This is a genomic window from Rhodococcus yunnanensis NBRC 103083 (genome assembly GCF_001895005.1).
Lineage (GTDB): Bacteria > Actinomycetota > Actinomycetes > Mycobacteriales > Mycobacteriaceae > Rhodococcoides > Rhodococcoides yunnanense.
In genome coordinates this window covers 304,551-318,904 of sequence record NZ_BCXH01000002.1, presented here as the reverse complement: position 1 = coordinate 318,904, position 14,354 = coordinate 304,551, and the positions used below count along the sequence as shown (strand labels likewise).

13 protein-coding genes are annotated in these 14,354 nt (G+C 63.7%); 5 read left to right on the top strand and 8 right to left on the bottom strand.

Annotated elements, in window-relative coordinates; genetic code table 11:
• The first annotated feature begins 82 nt into the window (after nt 1-82).
• Nucleotides 83-1,813, top strand: coding sequence for an L-aspartate oxidase (locus RY1_RS05790; protein ID WP_072802706.1), 1,731 nt, complete (start codon nt 83-85; stop codon nt 1,811-1,813).
• Nucleotides 1,814-1,820: 7 nt separating this feature from the next.
• On the opposite strand, the gene RY1_RS05785 is transcribed toward RY1_RS05790, so the two are convergent.
• The 5 genes from RY1_RS05785 to RY1_RS05765 all read right to left on the bottom strand — a co-directional run bounded on the left by RY1_RS05785 (nt 1,821) and on the right by RY1_RS05765 (nt 6,863).
• On the bottom strand, nt 1,821-2,108 hold the full coding sequence (locus tag RY1_RS05785) for a DUF1905 domain-containing protein (protein WP_072802560.1): 288 nt from the start codon (nt 2,106-2,108) through the stop codon (nt 1,821-1,823).
• 66 nt (nt 2,109-2,174) lie between these two features.
• The gene (locus tag RY1_RS05780) at nt 2,175-2,615 is read right to left on the bottom strand and encodes a VOC family protein (protein WP_072802559.1); all 441 of its coding nucleotides are present in this window, start codon (nt 2,613-2,615) and stop codon (nt 2,175-2,177) included.
• Between the two features lie 71 nt (nt 2,616-2,686).
• Nucleotides 2,687-3,844, bottom strand: a complete 1,158-nt coding sequence (locus RY1_RS05775; protein ID WP_084727196.1) for a M20 family metallopeptidase — start codon at nt 3,842-3,844, stop codon at nt 2,687-2,689.
• Entirely contained in the window at nt 3,841-5,268 is a 1,428-nt protein-coding gene (locus tag RY1_RS05770; RefSeq protein ID WP_072802558.1) for an aldehyde dehydrogenase family protein, read from the bottom strand. Before RY1_RS05770 ends, RY1_RS05775 begins: the two co-directional genes overlap by 4 nt.
• 29 nt (nt 5,269-5,297) lie before the next feature.
• Nucleotides 5,298-6,863, bottom strand: coding sequence for a GMC family oxidoreductase (locus tag RY1_RS05765; protein ID WP_072802557.1), 1,566 nt, complete (start codon nt 6,861-6,863; stop codon nt 5,298-5,300).
• A gap of 92 nt (nt 6,864-6,955) precedes the next feature.
• Between RY1_RS05765 and RY1_RS05760 the strand changes: the two genes are divergently transcribed.
• Nucleotides 6,956-7,477 carry a GbsR/MarR family transcriptional regulator gene (locus tag RY1_RS05760; RefSeq protein WP_245819501.1) on the top strand — a complete coding sequence of 174 codons (522 nt, stop codon included), beginning with the start codon at nt 6,956-6,958 and terminating at the stop codon, nt 7,475-7,477.
• 252 nt (nt 7,478-7,729) lie between these two features.
• Nucleotides 7,730-8,800 carry a Glu/Leu/Phe/Val dehydrogenase family protein gene (locus RY1_RS05755; RefSeq protein ID WP_072802704.1) on the top strand — a complete coding sequence of 357 codons (1,071 nt, stop codon included), beginning with the start codon at nt 7,730-7,732 and terminating at the stop codon, nt 8,798-8,800.
• A gap of 81 nt (nt 8,801-8,881) precedes the next feature.
• On the opposite strand, the gene RY1_RS05750 is transcribed toward RY1_RS05755, so the two are convergent.
• Nucleotides 8,882-9,901 (bottom strand): LLM class flavin-dependent oxidoreductase, encoded by a 1,020-nt coding sequence (locus RY1_RS05750; protein ID WP_072802555.1) that lies wholly within the window; start codon nt 9,899-9,901, stop codon nt 8,882-8,884.
• Between the two features lie 135 nt (nt 9,902-10,036).
• On the opposite strand from RY1_RS05750, the gene RY1_RS05745 reads away from it, so the two are divergent.
• The gene (locus tag RY1_RS05745; RefSeq protein WP_072802554.1) at nt 10,037-10,837 is read left to right on the top strand and encodes an alpha/beta fold hydrolase; all 801 of its coding nucleotides are present in this window, start codon (nt 10,037-10,039) and stop codon (nt 10,835-10,837) included.
• Entirely contained in the window at nt 10,834-12,024 is a 1,191-nt protein-coding gene (locus tag RY1_RS05740) for a SpoIIE family protein phosphatase (protein WP_072802553.1), read from the top strand. The genes RY1_RS05745 and RY1_RS05740 overlap by 4 nt, the downstream gene beginning before the upstream one ends.
• Here the strand turns inward: RY1_RS05740 and RY1_RS05735 are convergent.
• Nucleotides 12,014-13,099 carry a glycosyltransferase family 4 protein gene (locus tag RY1_RS05735; protein ID WP_072802703.1) on the bottom strand — a complete coding sequence of 362 codons (1,086 nt, stop codon included), beginning with the start codon at nt 13,097-13,099 and terminating at the stop codon, nt 12,014-12,016. The genes RY1_RS05740 and RY1_RS05735 overlap by 11 nt on opposite strands.
• Before the next feature lie 49 nt (nt 13,100-13,148).
• On the bottom strand, nt 13,149-14,300 hold the full coding sequence (locus tag RY1_RS05730; RefSeq protein ID WP_072802702.1) for a lipase family protein: 1,152 nt from the start codon (nt 14,298-14,300) through the stop codon (nt 13,149-13,151).
• Nucleotides 14,301-14,354 lie beyond the last annotated feature (54 nt).

Here is a 14,354-nt window from a genome sequence, read left to right as displayed (position 1 = left end):
TCCGAAGTGAATTCGCATGACCCACGGACGTGTGTCCAAAGAGATAGTGCGGCACTCTGCCGCTGAAAGGAGTATGGGAGTCATGAATTCGACTGAACGGCGACTGACGACTTCAGTGCTGGTGATCGGATCGGGTGGGTCCGGTCTGCGCGCTGCAATCGAATTGTCCGAGCACGGCACTTCCGTCCTGGTGGTGGGCAAGCGTCCGAAAATGGATGCGCATACCTCTCTCGCGGCGGGCGGCATCAACGCCGCGCTGGCGACGATGGATCCCGAGGACTCGTGGCAACAGCACGCTGCCGACACTTTGAAGGAAAGCTACCTTCTGGCCAATCCACAGACCGTCCAGATCGTGACGGAGGGTGCCGAACGAGGAATCGCGGACCTGACCCGGTACGGAATGCCGTTCGCCCGAGAGGGCGATGGCCGTATCTCCCAACGCTTCTTCGGCGCTCACACCTTCCGACGAACCGCCTTCGCCGGTGACTACACCGGCCTCGAGATCCAACGCACCCTCATTGCGCGCACCGAGTCCCTCGACATACCGATCCTCGACACCGTCTACATCACGAAGCTCCTCGTCCGTGACAACGTCATCTTCGGTGCGTACGGGTTCGACATGGTGACCGGTAGCCGGTACGTCATTCACGCCGATGCCGTGATTCTCGCTGCGGGAGGCCACAACCGGATCTGGCGACGATCATCGTCTCGGCGCGACGAGAACACCGGCGACTCGTTCCGCCTCGCGGTCGAGGCCGGTGGCCGTATCCGAGATCCCGAGCTCGTCCAATTTCACCCTTCCGGTCTCATCGAGCCGGAAAATGCCGCCGGCACACTGGTTTCCGAGGCGGCGCGAGGTGAGGGCGGAATTCTGCGCAATGCACGGGGTGAGCGATTCATGGATCGCTACGACCCTCAGCGAATGGAACTGTCGACACGCGACAGGGTGGCCCTTGCTGCGTATACCGAGATCAAGGAGGGGCGCGGTACCGCCAACGGCGGTGTGTGGCTAGATGTCTCACACCTCGACCGTGAGGTCATCATGCGCCGACTGCCTCGTGTCTATCAGACGCTTCTCGAGCTTCAGATGCTCGACATCACAACCGATCCGATCGAGATCGCTCCCACTGCGCATTATTCGATGGGTGGAGTATGGGTGCGGCCGGAGGATCACAGTACCGATGTTGCTGGGCTCTACGCGATCGGCGAGGCGTCGAGCGGACTCCACGGGGCGAACCGGCTGGGTGGTAATTCGCTCATCGAGCTGTTGGTATTCGGTCGCATCGTCGGACAGGCCGCGGCTGCATACTCCGAGGGGCTCGACGCTCAGATACGTTCGCACGAGGCGATCACGGATGCGCGAGAAGAAGTCGATGCGCTCCTCGCTGCCGACGGACGTGAGAATGTGCGTGCACTGCAACGCGCCATACGAAACACCATGACCGACCATGCCGGGGTCGTGCGTGACGAAGAGGGGCTTCGTGCGGGATTGTCCGAGCTCGATGCCATCGAGGCTCGGATGTCGGATATCGGGGTGCATCCCGACATTGCAGGGTTTGCCGATCTCGCGCACGCGTTCGATCTGAAGTCTTCGGCCCTCGCCGCGCGGGCAACAATGGAAGCAGCGCTCGAACGCCGCGAGAGCAGAGGCTGCCACAACAGGTCCGATTATCCCGACATCGACGCATCGCTGCAGGTGAACCTCGTCTGGTCCGGTCCGGGAAAGATAGAGCACGAATCGATCCCGCCGATACCCAGTGAAATCCGCGCGTTGATGCGGACTGTCGACACCGCCGGGAAACTCGTCGAATAGGGCGGACTCACGAGCCGACGCGCAGAGAAATCCGCACCGCGTCACCGTCGTCGATGCCTTCGGGACGGCGTAGTGCCACCTTCAGCGGCACCAGATATACGCCGTCCCTTGGTATCAGCGATGTCGTCACCTCGGTATCGCCGACGCGTACCCGCGCGGGAATGACGCCCCAGCCGTACGTCAGCTCGCCGAGGTGGGCGTGCAGAAAGTCGTCGACATGGGCGGGTGTGGCGACGAAGAAGTACGGCGCAGGCCCACGCCACTGGAACACCTCGCCCTCGAACTCCCAATTCACGGCTACACCCTAAGGCCAGGAACTCGGGCCGGCGGAGTTATGGACGCCGTCGCGCGGTGCTGCGTGTTACCCGGTCTGCTCGAACAGGGACACGATGATCCCGTCGGGCCCACGGACGTAGGCCATTCGCACGCTGCCTTCGAACTCACCGATGCCGCCGACGAGACCGTATCCGTCCACGGCGACTGCACCGACGGCTGCAGCCAGATCGCCGACCTCGAAGGACACATTGCGAAGGCCGAGTTCATTGGCCATCGCCGCCGGCGACCCGACGACGTTGTCGGGCGTGACGAAGCTCGACAGTTCCAGCCGAGCCCCTCCATCCGGTGCCTTCAGCATCGCGATCTGGCACTGAGCGCCGGGAATACCGCACACGGTCTCCACGAACTCACCCTCCACCGATCCGGTGCCTTCGACTTCGAGACCCAGCGCAACGAAGAATTCCGTTGCCGACTTCAGGTCCGCGACGGTGATGCCGACGTGGTCGAAACGCTGTATGTGTGCCATGAGACCGATCCTTGCAGTTCGATCGCCGACGCGTCGACGCTGGGCGACTCGGCAGCGTTGTCACTGGTCCATCAAGCGTGGGAGTTCATCTTCGGCAACCTGCTCCTGGCGAAGTCGGCGGCTGTCCACGCCATGGCCGTTGCACCGTCGAGCACGGCTCTGTCCGCGGTAGGGGTGATGCACGCAGCGGTGAATTCAGGTTGATGGTTGGCCGCGGGCAGGCAATCGAGACCGAGCATGGGGTGAATAGTCGGAACGAGGTGGGATACGTTGCCCATGTCGGTGGCGGCGCCTGTCACGCCGTCGGGCAGGACAGGAAATACTCGGCCCAGAGCCTCGGCGTTGGCGCGGTACAGGGCCAGCAGGTGAGCGTCAGGCCGAAGGTCGGCGTAATCGGGGCCGGACGGGGTGATCGCCAGCGTGCACCCGCTGGCCAACGCTCCTGCTTCGAAGCAGCGCTTGACCCGTTCGGTGAGCGTGGCGAGCGCGTCGGCCGTGTCCGAACGGACGATCCACCGTCCGGCCGAAGAATCTGAAATCACGTTCACGGCACTGCCCGCACTGGTCACTATCCCGTGGATCCGGTCGCTGTTGCGTGTTTGCTGCCTCAGCTGGCCGATAGCGACTTGCGCGATGATCATCGCATCCGCGGCGTTGACGCCCAGTTCGGGATACGCGCCTGCGTGAGCGGGTCGGCCGGTGTAGCGAACCTCGAACTGGGACACCGCTGTCCCGGGCATCGCGTCCATCTCGACGGCCGCTGGATGGACCATCATGGCGGCGTCCATCCCGTCGAAGGCTCCACGGTCGAGCATGTGGATCTTGCCGCCGCCGCCTTCCTCCGCAGGCGTGCCCAGCAAGGTGACCGTGAGACCCAACACGTCGACAACGTCGACAAGGCCGATGGCTGCGCCCACACCGGCTGCCGCGATTACGTTGTGCCCGCAGGCATGTCCGATGTCGGGTAGGGCGTCGTACTCGGCGCAGATGCCGATGTGCACCGGCCCCGAACCGATCGTGGCCCGCACCGCGGTGGGCAAACCGTAGCAACCGTGCTGTACTCGAAACCCTGCATCACCGAGTGCATCTGCGACCCACCTGCTCGCGTTGTGCTCGTCGAACCCCAGTTCCGGGTTCGAGTGGATACGGTGGGACAGCTCCACGAGCTGGCCACCGATCTCGTCGATACGCTGCGCTACAATGTGTTTCGCCTCATCGACGGTGGTCACGAAGAACCGAGCCCTGCTGCCGTGTGAATCGTCGCGGGGCGAGTGGCGGCGTCGTATGCGGCTCTGGCACCGGTGGCGCCCATGCCGCTGTCTCCTGCCGGTTCGTACAGTCTTTCCGGGCCGCCACCCTGCCACTGATTGATCCATGTGACGCCAGCCGGTATGGCGCTCGCCGCAGCTGCGTGTGCGGGGTCTCTCGTGTAGACGGTGGCCCCCAGTGCGAATCTGGACCCCCCTGCGCGCTCGATGCCTTCCTCGAACGAGTCGACGACGACCACCGGCGCGATCGGGCCGAATGTCTCTTCGGTCATGACCAGCATGCTGTCGTCCACGTCGGTGAGAACTGTTGCTGGATAGAAGAATCCACGGCCCTGGGGAACCTGACCACCGCATCGCACGTGCGCGCCTCGTGCGAGAGCGTCGGTGACGTGCTGATGGACGATGGTTCTCTGGCGGTCGTCGACCATCGGGCCCATGACGGTCTCGGCGTCGTGACCGTCGCCGAATGTGAAGGTGGATGCGGCGTCGGTGAGTGCATCGATGAACGCGTCGGCTATGTCTCGGTGTACGTAGATTCGTTCCATCGACGTGCAGATCTGACCAGTGTTGACGAAGGCACCGAACGCCACTGCCTGTGCGGTTGCAACCGGATCGACCCCTGCGTCCACGACGACGGGATCCTTGCCGCCGAGTTCGAGGACCGACCTACACAGGCGACTTCCGGTTTCGGCTCCGATCCGACGGCCTGCTTGTACGGATCCGGTGAAGTGCACCAATCTGATCTTGCGATGGGCCGTCAACGGCGCACCGGCACGAGAATCTCCCAGCACGAGGTTGGCAACCCCTGGTGGAAGGGTGCACAGTTCGAACAACCTGGCAGTCGAGAGCGGTGAACGTTCGGACGGCTTCACGACAACCGTGTTCCCGGCAGCGAGAAGCGGTCCGAGAGCGCCGAGCACCATCGGGACCGGAAAGTTCCACGGGGTGATGACGGCAGTGGCACCGAGGGGGTGGCGCACGATCGTAGAGCTCGAGCCGTCTGCAGCTGGGATCGTTTCGACGAACGGATACTGCACTGCTTCCTCGGCGGCGAATCGGAATCCTTGGACGGCCCCATCGATGAACGATCGACCGAGAGCGATCGGCTTTCCCATCTCCTGGCATTCCAGCTCGGCGAGTTCGTCTGCATGCTCGTCGATCGCGCTCGCCCACCGAGCGAGATGCTCCACTCTCTCGGTGACCGGCAGCGCGGCCCATTCGGCATGAGCGTCGTCAGCCGCGTCGACGGCGCGGTCGACGTCGTCGGCCGACCCGGCTGGGTACCGTGCGATGAGCTCCTCGGTCGCGGGGTTGATCAGGTCGAGCTGCACCGCGTACAGCGGGTCTTCCCAGACGCCGCCGATCAGATTCTGCAAGATCTTCATGCTGAACTCGTTTCTGTTGTGGTACAGGGTCAGTCGAGCCTGTCGGCCATGACTTCGCCGACCATGATCGCGGTCAGATTGGTGTTTGCGCGTGGCACCGTCGGAAAAATCGACGCGTCGACGACTCGAAGTCGATCGATGCCGAGAACTCGGCACGACGGGTCGACGACCGTGTCGGCGTCATCGATTGCGCCCATTCGGCATGTGCTCGTCGCATGCTGAACATCACTTGCCGTGGACAATAGGTAGTCGTCCAGCTCGCTGTCGTTGTCGAGCACTGCGAACAAAGCGCCGTTTTCGCTTTCGAGTGCACCGTGGGTGATCGAGCCGACGGCCGGATCCCGGGCAAGCTCGACGAGTGCGCGTATTCCGTCGCGTAGACGACTCAGATCCCGCTCGTCGGACAGCATCCTGGAGTGAATCTGGGGTTGAACCGCGAAGTCGGCCGACGTCAAGGTCAGCTCGCCGCGTGAGTGCGCCTGGTTGACCCAGACGCCGAAAGCGCCTGCGAGCGAACGCATGTCCGGGTTGGCCATTGCGACCACGTTCTGATTCTGGGAGACGAACATCATGTCGCCCTCCGGTGCATGGGCACCGCTTCGGTATCGGACACATACGTTGGTATGACGGTCGTCCGAGCTCTGAATTCCCGCCTCCTCGATCAGCGGTATCGATACGACTGCCATCGGGTGATCCTGAAACCCGCGGCCAACGGGTAGGTTCTGGCGAACGCCGATATCCAGGGCGCGGAGGTCGCTTGCCGGTCCTATTCCGGAGCGCATGAGGATTGCAGGGGAGTGGATTGCCCCGGCGCTCAGCACAACCTCGTCCGCTTGCTCGATGCTGGCCACGCCGTCGACGATCACCTGAACGCCGTTGACTCGGTTTCCGGAGAAGGTCAGTTTGTCCACTGTGGCATCACCGCGGATCGTGAGGTTCGAGCAATCACGTGCCCCCTCCAGGTAACCGTCGTTGACCGAAACACGCCGCTGATGCCGTGAGTTGATCGGGTACGGCGAGACGCCGAATGCTCCGGGTGCATTCACATCCGGCGCCCATGCGTGTCCGGCGGCCTGCGCTGCTCGGCTGAGCGCAGTATCCACCGAGCCCCAGTGTTCCTGCGGTGTCCGATAGACAGGAGTCGGACCGCCTCTGCCGTGGTAGGGCTCGTCGCCGTATTCCTCGTCGTCCTCGAGCTTGGCGAAATAGGGCAACACATCGGTCGGCGCCCACCCTGTACAGCCGGAGGCCACCCAGTCGTCGAAATCCGCCATGGGTGGGCGGATCGCGATCTGCCCATTGATGGAAGAACTGCCACCCACTCCACGCCCACGCCAGTACGGCGTGTGCGACTGTTTCTCGGTACGTGCGGCATCGAGTCCAGCCCAGACCAGCTGCTCCGTAGCTGTCGGATCCAGCAGGGCGCGTATCGGATTGGGTGATCGCCATGCTTCGTGCATCTGGGCGGAGCGGTAGTTCGGCCCGGCTTCCACGAGGAGGACGCGCTTGCCCTTCTCTGCGGACCGAACCGCGAGCGCTGCGCCCGCCGAACCCGCTCCGACTACGATCAGATCCCAGCCTGTCTCGGTCACCATTGGACCTCCATTGATGAAATGCTCGAATGAGGCATCCGGAGGTGCCCGGGCTCTGCCGAGTATGATTCTCCACGAGCTTAGTTCAGTCAAGAGTGAATATTCAGTTTTTACTGATCGGATGGAAGGTGGTGGCGTCGTTGCCGCTCGACAACAGCGCTCTCACGGACACCCTGGTGGAAGATTTCGGAGTCCGCATCGGCGCCGCCATGGGGTGGCCGCCCATGGCGGGCCGAGCCGCAGGCGTGCTGATACTCAGCGAAACGCCGATGACGATGCAGCACCTGCAACTGGCTCTCGATGCAAGCAAGGGATCGGTGTCCGAGACGACCCGATTGCTGGTGTCGACGGGGACCGTCGAGAGATTCAAGGAGCAGGGAAGTCGGCAGTTCGTGTATCGGTGGCGTGAGGATGCATGGATCGGATGCCTTCAGCATCAGCTGGAACAGACTCAAGACCTTCTCGCGCTGGCCGAGACTGCACAAAGGCAGGGAGCAGGACTGCCTCCCGCGCAGCAGGGCAGGTTGCGAGCGATGCACGGCTATTACAGCTTCATGGTCGAGCGGCTTGCGCTGTTGCTCAGCGAATACTCGGAGCACGTCGCGAACTCGTCATGATCGCGCACCCCCGAGCAGGGCGGCCGATTGTCTGCTCGGGCTTCGCTTGTGCGTCGACCTCGAACCAATTGTCCAGCGATGGGTTACTTCTTGCCCTGAATGTAGTCAATGTGTTCGCTGGCTGGATGTTTGGCGACTTCGACTGTGAGACTGAAGACCGGCGCGACTCCGCGGCTCTCTGTGCTGCTTGCTCTGCGCGCCGCAATCGTTCGTCCAGCCTCTGATCGCCGCATGTCGAAGGGAAACCAGGTCGTGAGCATCGAAGAAACCTTGGAATGGGATGGCGAACTGACAGTGACCCGGTTCGATCGTGAGACCGGCGCGTGGTTCGTGATCCGCCTCGACTCCACTGTCCTTGGACCCGCGGCAGGAGGGACAAGAGCCGCGCAGTACCCGACGCTCGACGCTGCGCTTGCCGACGCAGGGAAGTTGGCAGGCGCGATGACTCTCAAGATGGCAGTCAGCAACCTCCCGATGGGCGGCGGTAAATCAGTCATCGCACTGCCCGCGCCACGTAAGGACATCGATCCGAAGTCGTGGACCCGCATTCTCGAAATTCACGCCGAGAATCTGAACAAGCTCAACGGAAGTTATTGGACCGGCCCCGACGTCAACACCAACTCCGCGGACATGGATGTCTTGAACGACACGACCCGTTTCGTGTTCGGCCGATCCATCGAGCGGGGCGGCGCAGGTTCGAGCGCTCTTACCACGGCCATCGGCGTTTTCGAGGCGATCAAGGCCTCGGCTCACCATCGCGGATTGGGGACGCTCGATGGGCTGACGGTGCTCGTTCAGGGGCTCGGAGCCGTCGGTGGCTCGGTCGCCGCTCTGGCCGCGGACGCGGGAGCGCGGCTACTGGTAGCGGATACGGACCGGGAGCGACTCGGCCATGCCAGGGCACTGGGGCACACGGTGATCGAGCCCGACGATGTACTGACGACCCGGTGTGATGTATTCGCGCCGTGCGCGATGGGCGGGGTCATCACCGCGAACGTCGCCTCAAATCTCGACTGTGCTGTCGTCGCAGGCGCAGCGAACAACGTGCTGGCCGACGAATACGCGGGCGAGATCTTGAACAAGCGCGGAATTCTGTACGCGCCTGACTTCGTTGCCAACGCAGGTGGGGCGATTCACCTCGTCGGCCGCGAAGTCCTGGGATGGTCGGAATCGACTGTGCACGAACGGGCTGTGGGCATCGGAGAATCGCTCGGGCGAGTATTTGCGATCTCCGACGCCGAGTCCTCGACACCAGAGGCGGCCGCGAAGAAGCTTGCGGCGGGGAGGGCGCAGCAGGTGTCGAGCGCTTCGGTCGGCGCCTGAGCCTGCTGCGTCCAATCGCATTCCGTTGCGAGACCTGGCTCGATAAGGATATCCAGGGATGCCGCAGTCAAGGGGCCTGAATCAACGCCAGCCCAATGCAGGAGCCACGTCCCGCAGTATCGACTCGAGAACGTGCGCGCAGTAGTCGACGCCCAGTTGATTGGGAATGGTCAACAGCAGCGTATCGGCAGCAGCGATGGCCTCGTCCTCGGCCAACTCCTCGATCAATCGATCCGGCTCTCCGGCATAGGTTTTGCCGAATCGCGCCTTCCCGCCGTCGATGTAGCCGACCTGATCGCCGTCGCCTCCCGCTCGCCCGAAGTACGCACGGTCGGTGTCGTCGACGATCGGGAAGATGCTACGACTGACCGACACGCGCGGTTCGAACGCGTGCTGAGAATCGGTCCAGGTCTTTCGGAAGCGTTCGATCTGCTCGGCCTGCAACTGGTGGAACGGAACTCCGGTGTCCTCGCTCAGCAGTGTCGAGCTCATCAGGTTCATCCCCTGCTCTGCGGCCCACTCTGCGGTCTGCCTTGTCCCGGCTCCCCACCAGATTCGCTCGCGCAGTCCGGGGGACTGTGGCTCCAGGCGCAGGAGGCCAGGAGGGTTGGGAAACATGGGGCTCGGATTCGGCTCGGCGAAGCCCTTACCGCCGAGAAGGTCGAGGAAGGTCTTGGTGTGATCGCGAGCCATGTCGGCGTGATCGGTGCCGTCGGCCGGGTTGTGGCCGAAGTACCGGTATCCCTCGATGACCTGTTCGGGCGATCCTCGGCTGATTCCGAGCTGCAATCGGCCTCCGGAGATCAGATCGGCCGAACCGGCGTCCTCGGTCATGTAATACGGATTCTCGTACCGCATGTCGATGACGCCGGTGCCGATTTCGATTTTGCTCGTCCTGGCACCCACTGCGGCGAGCAACGGAAATGGCGACGACAACTGGTTCGCGAAATGGTGAACTCGATAATAGGCGCCATCGGCGCCGAGCTCCTCTGCTGCGACCGCGAGATCGATCGACTGCAGCAACACGTCCGATGCCGAGCGCGTCCGGGACTGCGGGGATGGTGTCCAGTGGCCGAAAGACAAGAACCCGATCTTCTTCATTGACGCTTCAACGAAGATTGACCGGGCTCTATTCCACGCAGAAGTCGGGACGCAGTACCGGCCACGCCGGCAGCCGGCGGCACGAGTCGCCAGGTGACCGGCGCACCGATTCCGGCGAGGTGACACAATGCCTCGGTGGATGTACGAGTCAAGAACAATGTGACGACGGTGGGCGCCGAGGGCGGCCCGACCGTTGTCTTGGCTCATGGTTTCGGTTGCGATCAACAGCTCTGGCGACCGGTGACCGACCTGTTGGCGCCGTCGTGCCGAGTAGTGCTGTTCGACCACGTCGGGGCAGGTGGATCGGATACCTCCGCGTGGACCGAAGCGCGGTATTCCTCGCTGGAAACGTATGCGCAGGACGTCGTGGACCTCGTTCGAGAACTCGACCTGAACAATGTCGTGTACGTCGGTCATTCCGTGGCGTCGATGATCGGCGTTCTGGCGGCAGCGGCGCACCCTGAACTGTTCGAGAAGCTGGTTCTTCTCACTCCCTCGCCCCGCTACATCGACGACGGCGACTACCGCGGCGGCTTCAGTCGTGTGGACGTCGACGAGTTGCTGGATTCGCTGGACAGCAACTACCTGGGGTGGTCCAGGGCGATGGCGCCGACGATCATGGGCACTCCGGATCGCCCGGAACTGGGGGAGGAGCTGACGGAGAGTTTCTGTCGGACCGATCCGGCGTGCGCGCGTGCCTTTGCGCGGGCGACCTTCCTCTCCGACAACCGAGCCGATCTCGACAGGGTGGTGACGCCGACCCTGGTGATCGAATGCGAACGAGACGCTCTGGCGCCACGCGAAGTGGGTCGTTTCGTACACGAGCACGTGCGCGGAAGCACCTTGGTGACGCTCGATGCGAACGGGCATTGCCCGCATCTGAGCGAACCGGAGGCGACGGCGTCGGCGATCCTGTCCTTCATCGGCGCCCGATGAGCGAGTTCGACCCCATTCTGCTGGACACGGCCGAGGACCTGTACGAGAACGCGCCCTGTGGTTATCTGTCGACGTGGCCCGACGGCAGGATCGCGAAAGTCAATGGCACACTTCTGAAATGGCTGAACTTCTCCCGTGACGATCTGCTGAACACGCAGTTCACCGACCTGCTGACCGGTGGGGGCCGGATCCACCACGAGACCCACTTTGCCCCGCTGCTGTATTCGAGGGGCGAAATCGACAGCGTCGCTCTCGATTTCGTGACATCCGACGGTGACAGGCTGCCGATGTTCGTCACAGCCAATGTCAGGCTCGACGAGGACGGCAATCCGATGCTGGTACGGATCACCGCGACCGATGCGCGAGACCGACGGGCATACGAACGGGAACTGCTCGAGGAGCGTCGCCGTGCGGAGCGTGAGCGTGAACGTGTGCAACTTCTCGCGTCCACACTTCAGCGCTCGCTGCTACCGCCCTCGTTGTTTCCGCCGCCCGGTCTCGACGCCTCTGCCTACTATCACACTGCATCCACGGACGACGTGGGTGGCGATTTCTACGACATGTTCCCACTGTCGGACAGCAGTTGGGGCTTCTTTCTCGGTGATGTGTGTGGGAAGGGCGCCGTCGCAGCTGTCGTCACGTCGCTGACGAGGTACACGCTGCGAGCAGCAGCGGTGTACGACCATGACCCGGTTGCGGTGCTGCACAACCTCGATGCCGTACTCAACCAAGAATTCGGTCACGAGGATTCACGATTCTGCACGGTCGTCTTCGGTACCCTGAGTCGCCGCGACGACGGGTTCGACGTCGAATTGGCCAGTGGCGGACATCCTCCCGCGCTTCTTCTGCGCGGCGACGGGACCGCGGACTACGTCGAAACGCCAGGGGGCCAGCTGGTCGGCATCCTTCCGAATGCTCGCTTCGTCTCGACGAGCGTTCGACTCGCACCAGGCGATACCTTCGTTCTCTACACCGACGGCCTGACCGAGGCCAGAACGGGAGTCGATCGGGAGCGGTACGACGACGACGGTGCCTTGCTCCGATTCGCGCATCGGGCTGCACCGTCCACTGCTGCCGGCATAGTGGCCGAATTACGGGAGTTGTTGGAGAGTTTCGGTGAGGGACTGGAGGACGACGCGGCAGTCATGGCCTTCGGGGTACCCGCCGGGTCGACGATCAGCCCGTGAGAGCCTTCAGCAGCTGCGGCAGCGTCACAGCGAGATCATGATCGGACCGCACGCGCTCGCGAGCGCGGTCACCGAGCGAACGGCGTAGGCGCGCGTCGCTGAGCACCGCTCGGATCGCGTCGGCCAGTTCTGCGGCATCGCCCGGCGTGACCAGCACTCCGGCACCGTCGGAGAGAAATTCGCTCGTACCGCCATGGTCGGTGCCGATGACCGGCAGCCCATGCGACATCGCCTCGAGCACGGACAAGGGGCCGGCTTCGGGGGACGTACTGGCGGAGACGAAGACATCCCAACGTCGAAGTGCGGACTCAGGGTCGAAGTGGCCCAAAAATGTGACTCTGCCTGCGAGATCGGGCTGCTCGGCGCGTGTCTTCAGCTCGTCGACGTACTCCGCGTCTCCTGGAAAGCTGCCTCCTGCCAACTCCACTCGAACGTCGGGAAGTTCGCTCACGGCGTCGAGAAGTATGCGATGCCCTTTCCATGGCGTGAGCAGTGCGAGCATTCCGACGACGGGCGGCTCGTGCGCGCCGCCCGAGAAATCCTCCACCGGCCAGCGAACACCGTTGTGTGACACGACGACCGGTACCTTCGCGGCGCGTAGTGGGGTAGCCGTGGCCTCCGACACCGCGACTGCGACCCGAATCGCGGGCCGACTCATCGCCACGACCGCGCGTTGCTTGGTGCTGGTCATGGTGTCGTGTACGAGCCACGATGCACCTGTGCGCGGCCCCGCCAACCGGGCTACCGGAAGCGCGAACAAGGAGTTGACGACGGTGCTGGTGCCGTCCTCGCGTGCGACGCTGCGGAGCGCGCGCCCTGCGGCAACCCATCTTCGCAGCAACTGCGCGGCAGCGAATACACGGGCGAGTCCGCGTTCTCCACCGAGGCCGAGTTGCTCGATGCGGATGTGCTGTACACCGGCCGGAAGCGACTCGGCGAGGCGCCCGGTCGGGCAGGCGACGACGACATCGTGGCCACCGCGCTGAGCGTGTTCGATGAGATCGAGCAACACCTTCTCGGCGCCGGACACCTGACCTGTGTGCGCGAGGAAAAGAATTCTCGATACATCGGTCATCGGCTGCATTCCTTCTGTTCGGCAAGTAAGTGGGGCGTGCGGGCGACGTTCACCGGCCGCACGCATCAGGGGCTGGGGTGCCGGCGACGCGGCCGTCGACCCAATCTGCAGTCGCCGAACCGATGTCGAGAATCCCGTGACCTTGGCCCGGCGCGACGATCAGATCGATGACATCGCCGAGGTCGCAGCCTTCGCGCACAGCAGCCTGCGTCCAGGAGGGCAGCACCAGCTTGTCCTGGTCTCCGTAGGCGACCAACATCGGTTGCGATGCGTGCGAGCCGGGAACGGAGTAGTTCGCGAGAGCATCGCGAAAGCGTTGTGCGGCTGCGTCATCGGTCGGACGATAGTCGTCCGGGGTGACAGATTCGGCGATCTTTGCCTGCAGACCGGCCTTGTCGCCTACGCACGTGATGAAGACATCCGCCCTCTCCCTCAATATTCCGTGAAGATAGTCGGCGGTCTCGAGTTCCGGGTGCCCAACCTGAAGGCCCTGCAGCAGCGCGGGAAGTACGGTGATCTGCTCGGCCGTCAACGTTCCGTTCTCCATCGCATCGGCGAACAGTGTGAGATCGGCTGCAGGAGAGACACTGACGGACCCGAGCAGCCGCAGACCGTCGCCGTACGTGTCGGACAGTTCGTTGGCCGCCCACACCGCTTGCCCACCCTGGGACACGCCGTACCCGAGCCAGGTGTCGGACGTGTCCGGCACTGCGGCGCGCGCAGCACGAACTGCGTCGATGATGTTGTACCCCGCAGTGATCGGCTCGAGGTACGGGTGGGGTCCTGGTGTGCCCAGGCCCTGGTAGTCGGTCATGACCACGACGTAACCGTTGGCCAGAAACGGGACCACGGACGGTAGGTTTCCGAGAAGCCCGATGTTGGCCGACGGCGCGCACCGGCTTGCCGACCCCGACGTCGAATGACCGATCGATGCAATGGGCCAGCCCGCGGATGGGGGATCGCCCTTGGGCACGAACACCACTCCCGACACCTCGGTCGGCGACCCGTCGATCCCGGATGTGGACCGGTACCGAATGGTGTCCGACTGCTGCGTGAGGTCCTCGAACGATGCGTAACCCTGGAACGCAGACGGGGTACCGATCAGCTCACCCGGCGAGAGGTTCGCCAATCCCGGTGCGCGCACCGCACCGTCGTCGGCAGTCGAACACGACACCGTCACGGCGGCGAGGAGCGCAGTCATGACCGCCGCCGCAGCCGACGTCGCCCCGCGGCGCGCGCTGCCTCGGGGCGGCGG

Excerpts from the sequence above, each read along its gene's own strand:
- RY1_RS05790 (WP_072802706.1), top strand. The coding sequence starts at position 83 with ATGAATTCGACTGAACGGCGACTGACGACTTCAGTGCTGGTGATCGGA.
- RY1_RS05780 (WP_072802559.1), bottom strand. The coding sequence starts at position 2,615 with ATGGCACACATACAGCGTTTCGACCACGTCGGCATCACCGTCGCGGAC.
- RY1_RS05770 (WP_072802558.1), bottom strand. The coding sequence starts at position 5,268 with ATGAAGATCTTGCAGAATCTGATCGGCGGCGTCTGGGAAGACCCGCTG.
- RY1_RS05765 (WP_072802557.1), bottom strand. The coding sequence starts at position 6,863 with ATGGTGACCGAGACAGGCTGGGATCTGATCGTAGTCGGAGCGGGTTCG.
- RY1_RS05750 (WP_072802555.1), bottom strand. The coding sequence starts at position 9,901 with ATGAAGAAGATCGGGTTCTTGTCTTTCGGCCACTGGACACCATCCCCG.
- RY1_RS05740 (WP_072802553.1), top strand. The coding sequence starts at position 10,834 with ATGAGCGAGTTCGACCCCATTCTGCTGGACACGGCCGAGGACCTGTAC.
- RY1_RS05735 (WP_072802703.1), bottom strand. The coding sequence starts at position 13,099 with ATGACCGATGTATCGAGAATTCTTTTCCTCGCGCACACAGGTCAGGTG.
- RY1_RS05730 (WP_072802702.1), bottom strand. The coding sequence starts at position 14,300 with ATGACTGCGCTCCTCGCCGCCGTGACGGTGTCGTGTTCGACTGCCGAC.